This is a genomic window from Neotamlana laminarinivorans, from assembly GCF_020523925.1.
Taxonomy (GTDB): Bacteria; Bacteroidota; Bacteroidia; order Flavobacteriales; family Flavobacteriaceae; genus Neotamlana; species Neotamlana laminarinivorans.
Window position 1 is genome coordinate 1 of record NZ_JAJAPW010000007.1, and the last position, 17,147, is coordinate 17,147.

Annotated in this window: 15 protein-coding genes and 1 pseudogene; 12 read left to right on the forward strand and 4 right to left on the reverse strand. The window is 32.9% G+C overall.

Annotation, left to right across the window (positions count from 1 at the left end):
- The 8 genes and pseudogenes from LG649_RS13865 to proB form a co-directional block, all read left to right on the forward strand.
- Positions 1 to 2,675 (forward strand): T9SS type B sorting domain-containing protein (locus LG649_RS13865; RefSeq protein ID WP_226544420.1); only part of this gene is annotated, 2,675 nt, incomplete at its 5' end.
- A gap of 30 nt (positions 2,676 to 2,705) precedes the next feature.
- The gene (locus LG649_RS13870; protein WP_226544421.1) at positions 2,706 to 3,638 is read left to right on the forward strand and encodes a PorP/SprF family type IX secretion system membrane protein; all 933 of its coding nucleotides are present in this window, start codon (positions 2,706 to 2,708) and stop codon (positions 3,636 to 3,638) included.
- 12 nt (positions 3,639 to 3,650) lie between these two features.
- The gene (locus LG649_RS13875) at positions 3,651 to 5,594 is read left to right on the forward strand and encodes an OmpA family protein (RefSeq protein ID WP_226544422.1); all 1,944 of its coding nucleotides are present in this window, start codon (positions 3,651 to 3,653) and stop codon (positions 5,592 to 5,594) included.
- 138 nt (positions 5,595 to 5,732) lie between these two features.
- The gene (locus LG649_RS13880; protein ID WP_226544423.1) at positions 5,733 to 6,041 is read left to right on the forward strand and encodes a hypothetical protein; all 309 of its coding nucleotides are present in this window, start codon (positions 5,733 to 5,735) and stop codon (positions 6,039 to 6,041) included.
- Between the two features lie 312 nt (positions 6,042 to 6,353).
- The gene (locus LG649_RS13885; protein WP_226544424.1) at positions 6,354 to 6,791 is read left to right on the forward strand and encodes a GNAT family N-acetyltransferase; all 438 of its coding nucleotides are present in this window, start codon (positions 6,354 to 6,356) and stop codon (positions 6,789 to 6,791) included.
- Between the two features lie 28 nt (positions 6,792 to 6,819).
- Entirely contained in the window at positions 6,820 to 7,011 is a 192-nt protein-coding gene (locus LG649_RS13890) for a hypothetical protein (RefSeq protein ID WP_226544425.1), read from the forward strand.
- 30 nt (positions 7,012 to 7,041) lie between these two features.
- Positions 7,042 to 7,851 (forward strand): annotated as a pseudogene (gene proC / locus LG649_RS13895) (pyrroline-5-carboxylate reductase); the annotation flags it as partial.
- Position 7,852: 1 nt separating this feature from the next.
- Positions 7,853 to 8,623, forward strand: a complete 771-nt coding sequence (gene proB, locus LG649_RS13900) for a glutamate 5-kinase (protein WP_226544427.1) — start codon at positions 7,853 to 7,855, stop codon at positions 8,621 to 8,623.
- A gap of 5 nt (positions 8,624 to 8,628) precedes the next feature.
- Here proB and LG649_RS13905 read toward each other — a convergent pair whose 3' ends face one another.
- The 3 genes from LG649_RS13905 to pepT are packed head-to-tail and all read right to left on the reverse strand — an operon-like array spanning position 8,629 to position 11,201.
- Positions 8,629 to 9,228 (reverse strand): YdeI/OmpD-associated family protein, encoded by a 600-nt coding sequence (locus LG649_RS13905; RefSeq protein ID WP_226544428.1) that lies wholly within the window; start codon positions 9,226 to 9,228, stop codon positions 8,629 to 8,631.
- 13 nt (positions 9,229 to 9,241) lie between these two features.
- Positions 9,242 to 9,958: a glycine-rich domain-containing protein gene (locus LG649_RS13910; protein ID WP_226544429.1), complete on the reverse strand. Its 717-nt coding sequence runs from the start codon at positions 9,956 to 9,958 to the stop codon at positions 9,242 to 9,244.
- Position 9,959: 1 nt separating this feature from the next.
- Positions 9,960 to 11,201 (reverse strand): peptidase T, encoded by a 1,242-nt coding sequence (gene pepT, locus LG649_RS13915; RefSeq protein WP_226544430.1) that lies wholly within the window; start codon positions 11,199 to 11,201, stop codon positions 9,960 to 9,962.
- 131 nt (positions 11,202 to 11,332) lie between these two features.
- Between pepT and LG649_RS13920 the strand changes: the two genes are divergently transcribed.
- Entirely contained in the window at positions 11,333 to 12,367 is a 1,035-nt protein-coding gene (locus LG649_RS13920; RefSeq protein WP_226544431.1) for a quinone-dependent dihydroorotate dehydrogenase, read from the forward strand.
- Here LG649_RS13920 and LG649_RS13925 read toward each other — a convergent pair.
- On the reverse strand, positions 12,360 to 13,529 hold the full coding sequence (locus LG649_RS13925; RefSeq protein ID WP_226544432.1) for a zinc-dependent metalloprotease: 1,170 nt from the start codon (positions 13,527 to 13,529) through the stop codon (positions 12,360 to 12,362). The genes LG649_RS13920 and LG649_RS13925 overlap by 8 nt on opposite strands.
- Positions 13,530 to 13,789: 260 nt before the next feature.
- Here LG649_RS13925 and LG649_RS13930 point away from each other — a divergent pair, with 260 nt between their 5' ends.
- From LG649_RS13930 to LG649_RS13940, 3 genes are all read left to right on the forward strand, one after another.
- Positions 13,790 to 14,653, forward strand: a complete 864-nt coding sequence (locus LG649_RS13930) for a hydroxymethylglutaryl-CoA lyase (protein ID WP_226544433.1) — start codon at positions 13,790 to 13,792, stop codon at positions 14,651 to 14,653.
- A 92-nt stretch (positions 14,654 to 14,745) separates the two neighbouring features.
- Entirely contained in the window at positions 14,746 to 15,945 is a 1,200-nt protein-coding gene (locus LG649_RS13935) for a DUF4856 domain-containing protein (protein WP_226544434.1), read from the forward strand.
- Positions 15,946 to 16,036: 91 nt separating this feature from the next.
- Entirely contained in the window at positions 16,037 to 17,128 is a 1,092-nt protein-coding gene (locus LG649_RS13940; protein ID WP_226544435.1) for an imelysin family protein, read from the forward strand.
- The last annotated feature ends 19 nt before the right edge of the window (positions 17,129 to 17,147 follow it).

Below are 17,147 nucleotides of genomic sequence, written 5' to 3' on the forward strand. Positions count from 1 at the left end.
ATGTACCAAGCACGACGGACGATACGGCAAGTGTAGATGAAGACGATACAGTAAACATTGTAGTATTAGACGACGATAGTTTTGGCGGCGATGGTCCAAGCACCGGCACGATAACTATCACCAGTGGCGCGAGCAATGGAACCGCCACGGTAAACGATGGGGGCACACCAAATGACCCAACGGACGATACGATAGATTACACGCCAACAGGCGATTACAATGGTCCAGATCAAATCACGTATCAGATCTGCGATGCGGATGGCGATTGTGAAACAGCAGTGGTAGATATTACGGTTAACTCGGTAAATGATGATCCTGTAGCAAATGATGATAGCAGTACTACTACAGAAGATGTTAATGTTATAATAGATATTACAGATAATGATACAGATACAGACGGTACTATTGATGATTTATCTATTGATTTAGACCCGAATACTCCAGGTCAACAAAATACTTTTACTGTGCCAGGAGAAGGAACATTTACAGACAATGGAGATGGCACTGTAACGTTTGATCCAGTTCCAGGTTATAATAATGCAACAACAACCATAACATATACTGTTCAAGATGATGGTGGTAATGTTTCAAATGTAGCTGAAATTTCAGTTTCAATTCCAGGTTGTCCAAGTGCTTTAGATACTGATGGAGATGGATTAACCGATTGCGAAGAAACCACAGGAATTGATGACCCTAATACACCTTTAGATCCAACTAATATTCCTGGAGGTCCGCTAAGTGATCCGAATGATCCTTGTGATCCATTGGTAACTACAGGAGATTTAAATAATGCTACATGGTCGGATGCAGATTGTGATGGTGATGGAGTAACAAATGGAGATGAAATTGATCCCGATGGTAATGGAATAGATGATGGTAATGGTACAAATCCTACCGACGCATGTGATTACAACGTATCAGATATCACAGTAACAATAACAGTGACAACCGATTGTGATGGTGATGGAGTAACCGATGCCGATGAGATAGCCAACGGAACCGATCCAAAAGATGAGTGTGATTATAACGTATCAGATATCACAGTATCAATAACAGCTACAACCGATTGTGATGGTGATGGAGTAACAGATGCTGATGAGATAGCCAACGGAACCGATCCGAAAGATGAGTGTGATTATAACGTATCAGATATCACAGTATCAATAACAGCTACAACCGATTGTGATGGTGATGGAGTAACCGATGCCGATGAGATAGCCAACGGAACCGATCCGAAAGATGAGTGTGATTACAACGTATCAGATATCACAGTAGTAATAACAGCGACAACCGATTGTGATGGTGATGGTGTAACAGATGCCGATGAGATAGCTAATGGAACCGATCCGAAAGATGAGTGTGATTACAACGTATCAGATATCACAGTAGCAATAACAGCGACAACCGATTGTGATGGAGATGGTGTAACAGATGCCGATGAGATAGCTAATGGAACCGATCCAAAAGATGAGTGTGATTACAACGTATCAGATATCACAGTAGCAATAACAGCAACAACCGATTGTGATGGAGATGGTGTAACCGATGCCGATGAGATAGCTAATGGAACCGATCCAAAAGATGAGTGTGATTACAACGTATCAGATATCACAGTAGCAATAACAGCGACAACCGATTGTGATGGTGATGGAGTAACCGATGCCGATGAGATAGCCAACGGAACCGATCCGAAAGATGAGTGTGATTACAACGTATCAGATATTACAGAAACAATAACAGCGACAACCGATTGTGATGGAGATGGTGTAACCGATGCCGATGAGATAGCTAATGGAACTGATCCAAAAGATGAGTGTGATTATAACGTATCAGATATCACAGTAGCAATAACAGCGACAACTGATTGTGATGGTGATGGTGTAACCGATGCCGATGAGATTAACGATGGTACAGATCCAAAAAATGCATGTTCTTATATGTCAGATTCTAGAACAGTGTCAGTAACCTCTAGTGTTGAATGTTTGGGAGCTATAGAAGTAGTTAAAATAGCTCATACATCAGGAACAGATGTAAACGATAGAATTACTTATTCAGTTTACGTTGAGAATACTGGAAATATGATAATAACAGATTTAATACTGGAAGATGTTTTCACAGATGTAAATGGAGTTGAAATGAGTTTGACTGAAGATTTAGAATTTGATAGTTCAGATTTAGGTAGTGAAGAAGGAACGTTGTTAGTAGGAGAAATAGCAACTTATACAGCTAGTTTTGTAATAACAGAAGAAGCCTTAAATGCAGGAGGTGTATCAAATACAGTACTTGCTAATGGCGTAGCATCAAATGGGGATTTAGTAGATGATATTAGTGACGATGATGACGATTTTGATGGAAACACAGAAGACGATCCTACAGTAACAGAATTAGGATGTTTAATAACTTTTAATGAATTTTCTCCTAACGGAGATGGAATTAATGATACATTTATTATAAATTGTATTAATAGTTATCCAAATAATATATTAAGAGTTTATAACCGTTGGGGTAACATAGTTTACGAGAGTTCTAATTATCAAAATGATTGGGATGGTATTTCCAATGGACGCGCAACTTATAATAAAAAAGAACAATTACCAGTAGGAACCTATTATTATATCTTAGATTTAAAAGACGGATCAAAACCAAAAGTAGGTTGGATATATATAAACAGGTAAACTAAAAAAATCCCTTAAGATAGAAAAACCATGATAAAAAAATCATTATTTCGAAAGAGTTTAGCGCTAATTACTTTTATAGCGTTGATTAGTACAAAAGATTCGTTTGGGCAGCAAGATGCTCAATACACACAGTATATGTACAATACTATGAGTGTTAATGCTGCTTATGCTGGCCAACGAGATGTTTTAAGTATGACTGGCTTATACAGAACACAGTGGGTAGGTGTAGATGGGGCTCCCAAAACTATGACGTTTGGTATACATTCACCTTTAAGGAATGAAAGGCTAGGGTTAGGCCTAAATATAGTTAGTGATCAACTAGGACCTTCAGTAGAGACTAATTTAGATGTCAACTTTTCATATACCATTCCTGTAAATAGCGATGGGTTAGAATTTTCATTTGGAGTAAAAGGAGGTGTTCATTTTTTAGATTTAGATTGGAGTAAAGGAAGATATCAAAATTCAGATAATTTGTTTAATCAAAATGTAAATTTAATATCTCCAACATTTGGAGCGGCAAGTTATTTGCATTCAGACAAATGGTATGTAGGACTGTCAGTTCCCAATGTAGTTAAAACGGAACATTATGATGATTTTCAGGAATCTGTAGCTATTGAGCGTTTGCATTTCTTTTTAATTGGAGGTTATGTTTTTGATATAAACAGAAACACTAAATTAAAACCAGCATTTTTAGTAAAAGCAGTGGAAGGCGCACCAATAATAGCAGATTTATCGGTAAATGCACTTTTTAATGAAAAGTTTACTTTGGGGCTAGCATATCGTTGGGATGATTCGTTTAGTGGTTTAGTAGGGTTTCAAGTAACCGATGGTTTATTAATAGGTTATGCGTACGATTTAACAAGTACCGAATTGAATAACTATAATAGTGGAACCCATGAAATCATGTTAAGATATGAGTTGCAAAAAGTAGGGCGTTTAATTTCACCAAGATTCTTTTAAAAAATATTAATTATGAGAAAAATATACTTATATATACTATTATTAATTCCAGCATTATCTGTAAATGCTCAGGAGAAATTAATAAAAAAGATATCGAAAAAGAATTACGACAATTTAGCATATGTAAAGACTAGTGAGGTGTTTTTAGAAGTAGCTGAAAAAGGACATGAATCTGAAGAGATGTTTAAAAAATTAGGTAATTCCTTCTATTTTAATAATGAAATGGAATCAGCATCAAAATGGTATGGAAAATTAATGGAAATAGAAACCGGAAATTTAGATCCAGAATATTATTTCAGATATGCACAAGCTTTAAAAGGTATTGGTAATTATGAATTATCAGATCAATGGATGCGTAAGTTTGAAGCACAAAAACCACAAGATTTAAGAGCGAAGGCATTCGCCTCTACAGAAGATTACTTAAGTAAAATAGAAAAGATAAGCTATAAAGACGCCGAGGTTAAAAATTTAGAGATAAATTCAGAATTATCCGATTTTGGATCAACTTTATACAACGGTAATTTAATATTCTCTTCATCTCGTGGTACTGGCGAATTATATAGTTGGAACGAGCAACCATATTTAGATCTTTATTCTGCAGAAATAGACGCCGAAGGAAATTTTTCCAAAGTAAATAAATTTGGTTTAGACATAAATACAAAGTATCACGAATCATCGGCTGCTTATACGCCAGACGGTAAATATTTATTCTTTACGCGTAATAACTATTTTAAAAGTCGATATTCAGAGGATGATAAAAAGTTTAATCGTCTTCAAATTTATAGAGCAGAAATCGATGAAAATGGAGGTTATAATAACCTAACAAGTGTTCACTTTAACAATGATGAGTATAGCGTTGCACATCCAACTATTAATAAAGAAGGGACAAAAATGTATTTTGCTTCAGATATGCCAGGAAGTACTGGACAGTCTGATATATATGTGGTAAATATTAACCAAGATGGCACATTAGGCGAACCAGAGAATTTAGGTATAACTATAAATACAGAAGGCGCAGAAAGTTTTCCATTTATAAGTGATAACGGCGATTTATATTTTTCATCGACAGGATATCCTGGTTTAGGAGGTTTAGATGTTTATGTGGTAAAAAGTTTTGAATCACAATACTCAAGTTCTGAATCAAGAACATTTAAAGTACAAAATATAGGAAAGCCATTTAACAGTAAGCAAGACGATTTTGCCTATTATATTAACGATGAGAAAGGTCAAGGTTATTTCACATCTAATAGAAAGGGAGGAAAAGGCGATGACGATATTTATGCTTTTAATTTACCAGAATGTAAGCAAGAGTTGCAAGGTGTTTTAAAAGACGCAGAAACACAAGAGGTTTTAGCTAAGGCTAAAGTAATTTTACAAGATGCTTTAGGTAATATAATTGCAGAAAGCATTACAGATAAAAAAGGAGCTTATAGTTTAGAAGTAAGTTGTGATACAGAATATTTGATTAGAGGAGAAAAAGTAGATTATGAGTCAAGTGAAAATCGTTTTGTTAGTACCAATCGCTTTGAAAAGCTAACGCAAGATTTAAACTTAGTTCGAGATGTTAAGCCAATACAAGTTGGAGACGATTTGGCTAAAACGCTAAACATACCAATAATTTATTTTGATTTTGATAAACATAATATACGTCCAGATGCAGCGGTAGAACTAGAAAAGGTAATAGCTGTGTTAAAGCAGTATCCAACTATGGAGATTGAAGTACGATCTCATACAGATAGTAGAGCGACTAAGGTGTATAATGAAGCTTTATCAACACGAAGAAATAAATCAACTAAAGTGTATATTATTGAAGAAGGGCAAATAAACCCAGATAGAATAACAGGAGCAGGTTACGGAGAGAGCCAATTAGTAAATGGTTGTAGTGATGGTGTAAAATGTTCAGAAGAAGACCATCAATTAAACCGAAGATCAGAATTTATAATTATCAAAATGTAAGTTATAAAAATAGATTAAATTGTATAAAAGCACCTAATTAAAAAATAGGTGCTTTTTTTATAAAAAAATTAAATTAGGTGTAGGGTAAATAACTATTTGGTTGTCTTTATAATAGATAAATAATAAATACTCCCTAAAATGTCATATTATTTTGTAGCTTTAACTGTAGCTTTAATTGCTTTAAACACCTATTTATATCTTAAATCTTTTATGAAATCGAATTTGGTATCATCAATTGATGTACATGAAGAATATTCTTCATATTTAATGTCTAATAACGAAAAACTTTACAATCAATTAAAAATGTTAGATTGTTTATCGCATTTGGAAATATATCTTTCAGACAATAAATTAAGAACAAATCAGCCTTTTGAACTAGATTCATTTAAAACAATAAAATACGAAACTCAGAAAAGCATTTTAGAAACTGTAGTTAAACTAAAATGAGTATTCAATAAGTTTTGTGTTTATCTTAACAAAGCTAATTTGACTTTAGTGCAGTTGTTTTGTAAATTTGTAATATGGGAATAAAATTGCACGAAAAGCAAAATAATAGAATCTTCAACTTTAACTTTCTGGTTTTTAGAACACAATCAGATAAATTTATTCCTCCTACCTTATAATCAGTATTTATTTTACGTAGCTGTTTAAAATCGCTTCAACCTTTATGGTTTAATGCGTTAAATTTCCTTGTTTCATTATTATAAATTGTCTCACTTTCAGCATTTTTATAAATACTGTAGGTGAATCGTTTTTTATATGACTATAAAAACTTTTGATGCTTTTTCTAGGCTATCATTTAATGATATAAATAGAATAGCCCATTTCTTGTATACATACTCTGGCGAGTTTAGAGATACTAAGCGCGCTATTAAAAAATCAATTCTTTATGCCACTAAAGAAATTTCTGGTTTAGGTGGTTATGTGTTTGTAATAGAAGGAAATAATGAAATTCTAGGAGCTATCGTGATTAATAGAACCGGAATGAACGAATATATTCCCGAGAACATTCTGGTTTATATAGCTGTAAAAGAAGATAAAAGAGGTAAAGGTTTAGGTGAGACTTTGTTAAAACATGCAAAGTTTTATTGCAAAGGTGATATAGCCATACATATAAATGTAAATAATCAGGCAATTTCGCTTTTTGAAAAACACGGGTTTAAAAAAAATAACTTAGAAATGCGATTAACCAGATAAGTATTTCAAAATAAAACATAAAATATAAATGAAAATTATTCAAGTAAAAAGAAAAACAACTTACGAAAAACTACATACCATCCAAATGGGCGAATTAACCACACAAGTAACTAGTATAAAAAGATGCTTGTTTGGTCTGCCTATAAAAACCTTGTATAAATACCGTCAAACTTATTATGGCGAGGTAAAGGAAACAAAAGATTGTATGCTGTTTATATAGAATTGTAATTTAAAAACAACAAATACATACACAATGAAAGTATTAGTAATTGGAGCAGGAAACATGGGGCTTACTTATGCCGAAGGCATGTCTAAATCAAAACTTCTTAAGCGCAAGAATATTATGGTTTTAGATAAATCTGAAGAAAAGTTAGAAGCACTAAATCAAATGGAACATTTTGATGCTTTTAGTGATTTAAAAGATTGCGTTCCCGAAGCAGACATTATTTTTGTAGCCGTAAAGCCCTATCACGCCGAAGCTTTATTTAAAACTATAAAGCCTATGGTAAATAGCCAACAAATAGTAATATCTATTATGGCAGGAGTTACCATTGCTTCAATAAAAGAGCACACTGGTTTACAAAAAATAGTAAGAGCAATGCCAAATTTACCTGCAAAAATAGGTAAAGGTTTAACTTCTTACGTTATATCTCCAGAAGTTTCACGAATAGAAATGTTAACTGTAGAAAGTTTATTAGATACCACAGGAAAATCTTTACAAGTAAGCAACGAAATGCGAATTGATGCTTCCACAGGAATTAGTGGTAGTGGGCCTGCATACGTGTTTTACTTTATGCAAAGTATGATGGAAGCCGCTATGCAAATGGGTTTTTCTAAAAACGAATCAACAGTTTTGGTGAGTCAGACCTTTTCTGGTGCCGTCGAGCTTTTTAAGCAATCGAACTTATCGCCAAATTCTTGGATGGAGCGTGTAGCCTCAAAAGGAGGAACAACACGAGCAGCTCTAGACTCTATGGAAGATAACAATGTAAACGAATTAATTAAAGAAGCCGCTTTTGCTGCATTTAACAGAGCAGTAGAACTTGGTAAAGAACATTAAAATGTACAAAGAAAAAATAGTAATAAAAGTTGGTACTAATGTAATGACCAACAAAGATAACCGTATTATAAAACCTGTTTTAGAAGGTCTTGTAAAGCAAATAGCAGAACTTTACGAGCGCGATATTATTTGTGTATTAGTATCGTCTGGATCTGTAATAGCAGGAAAAGAAGTTTTAGGCAGATCTAACATAGAAGATAGAACCCAACGGCGTCAAGTTTATTCTGCAATTGGGCAACCAAGAATGATGCGACTTTACTATGGTATTTTTCATGATTATGGCATGAAGTGTGCTCAAGTTTTACCAACAAAAAACGATTTTAAAGCAGGTGTACATCGCGAAAATATGAGAAGCTGTTACGAAGGTTTACTATCTGAAGGTGTAATTCCTGTAGCTAATGAAGATGATGCTGTTTCTGTTACAAACTCTATGTTTAGCGATAATGATGAACTTGCGAGTTTAATTGCTGAATTAATTAATGCTGATAAATTAATTATTTTAACAGATATTGATGGACTTTACGATGGACATCCAGAAGAAGCTGATAGCGATGTGATTAGAACAGTAAACCCCAACGAAAATCTTGCAAAATACATTAAGGACAGCGGAAAAACCGAAGGTGAAGGTCGCGGAGGTATGGGATCAAAATTAGGTTTTGCTCAAAAAACTGCAGCTAAAAATATTCCAACATTTATAGCAAATGGTAAAAACCCAAATACAATTATCGATATTATCGAAGGAAAATCTATTGGTACAAAAGTAGCTTTATAGCTGCTTTAGCAATTTTTGTATTTATCATGTAAACCTATGTTATTTAATATCATAGGTTTTATTTTTTCTAATCGGGTTTGCTTGGTAGCTTCACGTTTGGCGCTTTCAATATATTCGCAGTATTCTCGCTGTTTACCAGGAGTTAAGTTTTTAAATGCAGCGTTTAGCTTGTCGTTATTGGTTAATTCGGTTTTTAATTCATTAGGAATAGTTACAGTTTTACCTTTGCGCTCAGGTTTAATTTCTTTACCTAATTTTTGGTTTTCAATAGCTTCTTTCACATAAGCCAGAACAAGTTTTTTGTTAATGTCTTCAAAGGTTTCAAAACGCATTTGTCGTAATGCTTTTGTTTTGTTTTCTTGCGCATTAACCAAAAGTTTAGATTCGTCTTTTAAAAACACACCATTAAAAAACCAAATACCAAAATGGTTTTTAAAGGCACCTAAACCAATAACATTCTTGCCATTTACCGTGTAAACAGGAGCATTCCATTTAATGGTTTCTTCAACTTCTGTAGATAAAATAAGGGTTCTTAAAAGCGTTAAGGCTTCAGAGAAGTTAGCATGACTTTCTATGTATTCTTCTACAGATGTTGGTTTTTTCATGTTCTAATAAATTTTAATCTCCGCAGCCGCTACAACCACCACAACCACTACTGCATCCAGAGTCATCAGAGTAATCACAACCTGTATCACAGCCATCGTTATTATTGTTTTTACCTTTCTTAAAAATTTGTATTAGAATAAAAATAATAATAATTAATATTATAATGGTAGAGGAATTATTATTGGCTTGAATAAATAGCGTAGAACAAATTAACCCTAAAACTAATATTGAAATATTTGTTCTAATATTAGAAGAAGGTTTTTTAATTAACCAATAGTTATCTAAGTTTATGCGTTTGTAATTTACGTTTAGAAATCTTTTTTTAGTATTTAACCAAATTTTTTCTGGTGGCGACATTCCAAATTCAGTTTTATAGACATCAAAAGTTAAATTATAACAATTTGAAAATTTATCCTTTTCTTGATTACCTCCTTTAGTTGGGTTGTGATGAATTTCTTTGCCTATTGTTTTTAAGCAAAAGTCTTTCCAATATGATTTTGTGTATGTAAGATGTAAATGCCATGCTTGATCAACTGCATCGGAAGGTGTGATTTGAGCATTAGAAGCAGCACACAAATAAATAAATTTTTTGTATTCTAGAATTACGTTTTGGGCGAAACTTAATGTCCAATTATTATCTCTTGCAAGTCTATGCGTAAAATTAAATGCAGCATTTTCATCATCTAATTTAAAATCGTTTATTTTTTGCCATAAAACAGTATTTGTCATTTCATGAGTTTTTCAAAGCAGTCAACTCCGCAATTTTACAAATAACTTCGGTGGCTTTAATCATACTTTCTACCGGAACATATTCGTAACGTCCATGAAAATTATGTCCGCCAGCAAAAATATTAGGGCATGGTAAACCCATATAGCTTAGTTGAGAACCATCGGTGCCGCCTCGAATAGGTTTAATAATAGGTTCTATATCTATTTGCTTCATGGCTTCTTCGGCAATATTAACAATATGCATAACAGGCTCAATTTTTTCCTTCATATTAAAATATTGATCTGTAATAACGGTTTCAATAACTTCTTTACCGTATTGAGAGTTTAGTTCGTTGGTAAGTTTTACCATAACTTCTTTTCTAGCCTCGAAATGCATTTTATCGTGGTCGCGAATTATGTATTGCAATTTAGTTTCTTCAACATTACCGTTAATATTATGTAGATGGAAAAAACCTTGATAATCTTCAGTGTGTTCTGGAGTTTCAATTCTAGGTAATGAGTTTATAAATTCTTGAGCAATGTACATGGAGTTTACCAATTTATCTTTGGCATAACCAGGGTGTACAATTTTGCCTTTTACATTTACCACAGCGCTTGCAGCATTAAAATTTTCGTATTCTAATTCGCCAATTTGGCTGCCGTCCATGGTGTATGCCCAATCGGCTCCAAATTTTTTAACATCAAATTTATGAGCGCCACGACCAATTTCTTCATCTGGAGTAAAGCCAACTCTAATTTTTCCGTGTTTTATTTCAGGGTGATTAATTAAGTATTCCATAGCCGAAATTATTTCACAAATTCCAGCTTTATCATCGGCACCTAAAAGGGTTGTACCATCTGTTGTAATTATAGTTTGACCTTTGTATTGTAATAAATCTTCAAAATAATCTGGCGATAATACAATATTTTCAGCTTCATTTAAAACAATGTCTTTGCCATCGTATTTTTCAATAATTTGAGGATTTACGTTGGCTCCGGTAAAATCTGGAGACGTATCAAAATGAGAAATAAAACCAATGGTTGGTACCTCGTGTTCCACGTTACTTGGTAAGGTTGCCATGATGTAGGCGTTCTCATCAATCTCGACATCTTGCATGCCAATAGTTTTAAGTTCTTCAACAAGTTTATTTGCTAAATCCCATTGTTTTTCGGTGCTTGGTGTAGTGTTCGATGTTGGGTCAGATTCGGTATCAACAGTAACGTAACTTATAAAACGTTTTATAATATGGTCTTTTGAAATCATGCTGTTTTTAGATTGGGTTCTGAGTAGAAATTATCAGTTATTTTCGAACTACTAAAATACAATTATTAATTTTTTGTGTTTAGTAATTGGTTGATTTTTTATTTACACTTACTTTTGCACAAACCATACAGATGTACAAACAATTACTTCGTCCGTTATTTTTTCAATTCGATCCAGAAAAAATTCATCATTTTACCTTTTCGTTAATAAAATCGACCTCTAAAATACCGGGTATTCCTTCACTTTTTAAAAGTTTATATGTTATAGAAGATGAGCGATTAGAACGCGAATTGTTTGGATTGAAATTTAAAAACCCTGTTGGGTTGGCAGCGGGTTTCGATAAAAACGCAGTGTTGTACAACGAATTAGCGAATTTTGGTTTTGGTTTTATTGAAATTGGTACGGTAACCCCAAAAGGACAAGCTGGAAATCCTAAAAAACGATTATTTAGGCTAAAGGATGATAAAGGTATTATTAACCGAATGGGGTTTAATAACGAAGGATTAGAAGCCGCTATTTCTCAACTAAAAAAGAATAAGGGTAAATTAATTATTGGTGGAAATATTGGTAAAAATACCCAAACAAAACCCGAAGATTATACCAAAGATTATTTAGAGTGTTTTAATGCATTACATCCTTACGTTGATTATTTTGTACTTAATGTAAGCTGCCCAAATGTTGGTAGTCATGCTAAATTAAACGATAAAGATTATTTAGAAGAATTAATTGCAGCTGTACAAAAAGCAAACAATACGTTTAATGTGCAAAAACCTATTTTATTAAAAATTGCACCCGATTTAAACAATAATCAATTAGATGAAATTGTTGATTTAGTTAAAGAAACTAATCTTGATGGTGTGATTGCTAGTAATACATCTACAGATAGAAGTCATTTAAAAGCTTCAAAGGAGCGATTAGAAGAAATTGGTAATGGCGGTTTAAGCGGACAACCTATTAAGGATAAAAGTACGAGTGTAATTAAATACCTTTCAGAAAAAAGTAATAAGTCTTTTCCAATAATTGGAGTTGGCGGTATTCATTCTGCTAACGATGCTCTAGAAAAAATTGAAGCTGGTGCCGATTTAGTTCAAATTTATACCGGCTTTATTTACGAAGGACCAAGTTTAATAAAGCAAATAAATAAGGCAATATTAAAATCTATTTAATGAATTTTTTAACCACGCTGTTATTTTCATCTTTTAATGAAATTAAATAGCTGCCTTTAGGTAAGTTGTTTACATCAATTTCGGTTGTAGTTGTTTCTCCTTGGCGTAATATTTGTCCTTGTAAATTTGATATTCTGTATGTCACAGCATTCTCAAAAGTAGATAAATTAAAGCTAATTTTACCTCCAGTTACCGGGTTTGGGTAAATTTTAATTTCAGATAAAATATTAGTGTTGTTTAAATCGGAATAATCTGTAGAAAAATTTTCTTTAACCAATTTATAGTATGCGTATATTCTTGAAAATTGTTGGCTTGTGAATGATGCTCTACATGATTTAGGAGAATAAGACATAATATTTTCCACATCTGGAGAGTAAAAATCTCCATTAGCATCAGTTATGCTAGCTATGTATTTACAATTATCATCAACATTATCATAAGATAAGCCTGGATCAGCAGGCGTATCACATATGCCATCACCATCGGTATCACAGTTGCTTCCATCTACTAATTCAGTTGTACTTCCATTGTCACTCCAGCCATGAGTGTGAACTAGAGAAAAAACATGACCAATTTCATGAGCCAAAGAGGTTGTATTTATTGCACAACTCGTTTTCATAGCTATAATGTTTAAGCGCTCTTCGGTATATCCACAAATACTTTCACCTGAAACATTTTCTAAATTATCAATAAAATAAATGTTTATTGCATTATTTGTATAATTGTTAGAAAGGAGCTTATATTCATCACCTTTTTTATAATGGTATAAGTCATCATTATTTATGTAATTAATACCGCCATACAAATAAAAACTCATAGCAGCTTCTTTATAAATATCGTTTAAATTTTCTATGGCTTCATTTAAATCTTTTACAGTAAATTCAGAAGATCCATTGGACATTCTAATAATGTGTGCCTTAATAGGTATGTAATTTAAATCAGAAGTTTTATCTAAGTTACCTTTGGCTGTTTTGATATTGTATTCAGTTTCAAAGCTTTTTAACTGAGGTTTTAAACTATTATAGTAATTTACACGTTCTTTGGAAGTAGTTGTTCCGCAAAACAAATCATTTTGTGCTTTTACAATAAAAAAACTCAGAGCTAAAATAAGCGAACAAAATATGTTTCGTGTATTAATGTATGATGTTTTGGGACGTTGCATATAACAAATGTAGAAGCAACTAGAAGTGAGCCCAAAAAAAGACGATAAAACAATAAATTATTCGTTTAAAGTGTTAAGGGTTAACTTTTTAAGTTAAAATACATTAACATATTAGTGTAATTTTTGTTAAAAAAATATTAATATAACATATATATGAGGTTATAATAATAAATATGTAAATTTTATGAAAACCACATATTTATGAAATTTATGTTTTATGAACTTTATGCTGTATATTTAAAAACTTTTTTTAGGATTTAATGACTGATAATATCAAAATAATTGAATGTCCTCGCGATGCTATGCAAGGTATAAAAGCCTTTATTCCAACCGAGAAGAAAGTGCAATACATACAGTCGTTGTTGCGGGTAGGTTTCGATACTATAGATTTTGGAAGTTTTGTATCGCCTAAAGCCATTCCTCAAATGGTTGATACGGCCGAAGTTTTATCTCAATTAAACTTAGAAAATACAACAAGTAAGTTGCTAGCCATTGTTGCCAATGTTAGGGGAGCTCAAGATGCTTCAAAGCACAAAGCTATTAATTATTTAGGATATCCGTTTTCAATATCAGAAAACTTTCAAATGCGCAATACGCATAAAACAATATCACAATCGGTCGATACACTAAAGGAAATTTTAAATATTGCAGTAAAAACCAACAAAGAAGTTGTAGTTTATATATCTATGGGGTTTGGTAACCCTTACGGCGATCCTTGGAATGTTGATATTGTTGGCGAGTGGACTGAAAAATTAGCCAAAATGGGTGTAAATACTATTTCATTAAGCGATACCATTGGTAATTCTACACCAGAAACTATTAGTTATTTGTTTTCAAACTTAATTCCCAAATATAAAAATATTGAGTTTGGTGCACATTTGCATACCTCGCCGAATTCATGGCACGAAAAAGTTGATGCAGCTTATAGCGCCGGCTGTTTGCGTTTTGATGGCGCTATTAAGGGCTACGGTGGCTGCCCAATGGCCAAAGATGAACTTACCGGAAATATGCCTACCGAAAAACTATTATCTTACTTCACAGCAAAACATGTGAATAATTTAGATGCTATGAGTTTTGAAAGCGCTTACAACGAGGCGCTGAAAATTTTTAATAATTATCATTAAATTAACATTTTTTTAAGATTATTCTTTTTTAATCAAGAGTTGGATATTATATTTGCGCCAAACTATTTTAAATTAATCTAAATAAACAAAAAATGAAAAAGATTGTTTTAAGTGCTCTTGTTATGGGGAGTTTTTTTGTATCCTGTTCTAGCGACGATAATGGAGGAGATTCTGGAGTAGTAGCTCCTGCATCTTATTCTTTTACTAGAGACGGTGAACCTACAGTAGATTTTAATGGGCAAACCACTAGAATTTTAATGGGAGAAGAGTTTTTATCGGCTCTAACCGAAACTAGTAATTCCGAAGCGGTTTTAGATGCTATGTTTGCACATGCCGAAGGAGAAAGCGATTTTAGTGATGCCGATTTAAATGCATCAGATAAAAGTATTAGAAGTAAAACAGCTGCATCAACCGATTATTTTTCTGCAAATACAACAGATGCAAGCGCTATTAAAGCAGAGTTCGACTCTTGGATTGCAGCACAAGTTGATGAAGTTTTCCCTAACTGGGATACAGATGCTGTTTCAGGAACTGCGGGTAAAATTCAAGAAGCTGGTGGTGGTTCTACAAGATATGTAAACGCAAAAGGTTTAGAGTATAATCAGGCAATTAATAAAGGTTTAATAGGAGCTTTAATGGTCGATCAAGCTTTAAACAACTATTTAAGTCCTGCGGTTTTAGATGCAGGATCAAATGTAGCAGATAATGATGCCGATGTTGTTGCCGATGGAAAATCGTATACAAACATGGAGCATAAATGGGACGAAGCTTACGGTTATGTTTATGGATTAAATGCTGATGCTACAAACCCAAATGCAGATTTAGGTGCAGATAGTTTCTTAAATAAATATATTGGTAGAGTAGAAGATGATGACGATTTTGCAGGTATTGCAGACGAAATTTACGAAGCTTTTAAATTAGGAAGAGCAGCAATTGTAGCTAAAAATTACGATGTAAGAGATGCTCAAGCCGAAGTTATTAAAGAAAAGTTATCTGAAGTAATTGGTGTAAGAGCTGTTTATTACTTATTACAAGGAAAATTAAATTTAGGTGTAGATTATGCTTCTGCATTTCACGATTTATCTGAAGGTTTTGGTTTTGTTTATAGCTTACAGTTTACAAGACAACCAAATTCAGACGAGCCATATTTTACTAAAGCCGAAGTAGATGCTTTTATTGCAACCTTAACAGATGGTAATGGTTTCTGGGACATTTCTACAGACGATTTAGATGCTATGGCTACAGAAATAGCCTCTCGTTTTAACTTCACAACAGAGCAAGCTGGAAGTTAATTCACACATACATTATTAATTTAGTTTTTTAAGTTGCTGTTGTATTAATTTACAATGGCAACTTTTAGTATTTTTGTAAAAAAAAATAAAAATGAAAAAAATTATTCTAGGAACTATAATTATTGGCTTTATTATAGCTTGTAGTTCTTCTTCATCTGGTGGCAGTGGTGGAACTACCGATAATTACGACAGAAGCGCACTTCTTGTAAATTTAGCCGATAATATCATTATTCCGGCTTTTCAAGATTTAGAAACCGAGCTTTCGGCACTAACAGAAGCTAAAAACAATTTTGTAGCTACACCAAATCAAGCCAATTTAGAGGCTTTAAGAGCATCTTGGTTAACTGCTTACACAGCATGGCAGTATGTTGAAATGTTTAATATTGGTGAAGCAGAAACGGTACTTTATGGTTTCCAAATGAATATTTACCCAACAAATATTGACGATATATCTGCAAATATAAATTCTGGTTCTTACGATTTAACACATACAAATAACAACGATGCCGTTGGTTTTCCTGCTGTAGATTATATGATATATGGTTTAGCCGATAACGACACCGATATATTAACGTTTTACCAAAGTGAAAACTATACAAGTTATCTTTCAGATTTAATAGATCAAATGGAAAGCTTAACATCAAGTGTTTTAACAAACTGGAATAGTTCTTACCGAAATACTTTTGTAAGCCAAACAGGAAATACGGCAACAAGCTCTTTAAATAAATTTACAAACGATTTTATTTATTATTTCGAAAAAGGATTAAGATTGAATAAATTTGGGACTCCAGCAGGTGTTTTTTCTACAGATCCTTTACCAGAAACAGTTGAAGCATTATATGCCAAAGCATTTTCAAAAGATTTGGCTTTAGAAGCTTTAAGTGCTGTTGAAGCTGTTTTTTATGGCGATGCCTTTTCAGGAAGTGGTTCTGGTGAAAGTTTTGAAAGCTATTTAATTAGCTTAGATAGAGCAGATTTAGTAACCGAAATTGCAACGAAGTTTGAAGATGCCAGAGAAAAAATTGAAGCTTTAGATGATAGTTTTTACGATCAAATAAATACAGATAATACAAAAATGACTGAAGCTTATGATGCATTACAGTTATTGGTAGTATCTTTTAAAGTTGATATGTTACAAGCCTTCAATATTAGCGTTGATTATCGTGATAACGATGGCGATTAATTTTTAAAATATTTTAATT

Excerpts from the sequence above, each read along its gene's own strand:
- LG649_RS13890 (WP_226544425.1), top strand. The coding sequence starts at position 6,820 with ATGAAAATTATTCAAGTAAAAAGAAAAACAACTTACGAAAAACTACAT.
- LG649_RS13905 (WP_226544428.1), bottom strand. The coding sequence starts at position 9,228 with ATGAAAAAACCAACATCTGTAGAAGAATACATAGAAAGTCATGCTAAC.
- proB (WP_226544427.1), top strand. The coding sequence starts at position 7,853 with ATGTACAAAGAAAAAATAGTAATAAAAGTTGGTACTAATGTAATGACC.
- LG649_RS13920 (WP_226544431.1), top strand. The coding sequence starts at position 11,333 with ATGTACAAACAATTACTTCGTCCGTTATTTTTTCAATTCGATCCAGAA.
- LG649_RS13870 (WP_226544421.1), top strand. The coding sequence starts at position 2,706 with ATGATAAAAAAATCATTATTTCGAAAGAGTTTAGCGCTAATTACTTTT.
- pepT (WP_226544430.1), bottom strand. The coding sequence starts at position 11,201 with ATGATTTCAAAAGACCATATTATAAAACGTTTTATAAGTTACGTTACT.
- LG649_RS13875 (WP_226544422.1), top strand. The coding sequence starts at position 3,651 with ATGAGAAAAATATACTTATATATACTATTATTAATTCCAGCATTATCT.
- LG649_RS13930 (WP_226544433.1), top strand. The coding sequence starts at position 13,790 with ATGACTGATAATATCAAAATAATTGAATGTCCTCGCGATGCTATGCAA.
- LG649_RS13910 (WP_226544429.1), bottom strand. The coding sequence starts at position 9,958 with ATGACAAATACTGTTTTATGGCAAAAAATAAACGATTTTAAATTAGAT.
- LG649_RS13880 (WP_226544423.1), top strand. The coding sequence starts at position 5,733 with ATGTCATATTATTTTGTAGCTTTAACTGTAGCTTTAATTGCTTTAAAC.
- LG649_RS13925 (WP_226544432.1), bottom strand. The coding sequence starts at position 13,529 with ATGCAACGTCCCAAAACATCATACATTAATACACGAAACATATTTTGT.
- LG649_RS13885 (WP_226544424.1), top strand. The coding sequence starts at position 6,354 with ATGACTATAAAAACTTTTGATGCTTTTTCTAGGCTATCATTTAATGAT.
- LG649_RS13935 (WP_226544434.1), top strand. The coding sequence starts at position 14,746 with ATGAAAAAGATTGTTTTAAGTGCTCTTGTTATGGGGAGTTTTTTTGTA.
- LG649_RS13940 (WP_226544435.1), top strand. The coding sequence starts at position 16,037 with ATGAAAAAAATTATTCTAGGAACTATAATTATTGGCTTTATTATAGCT.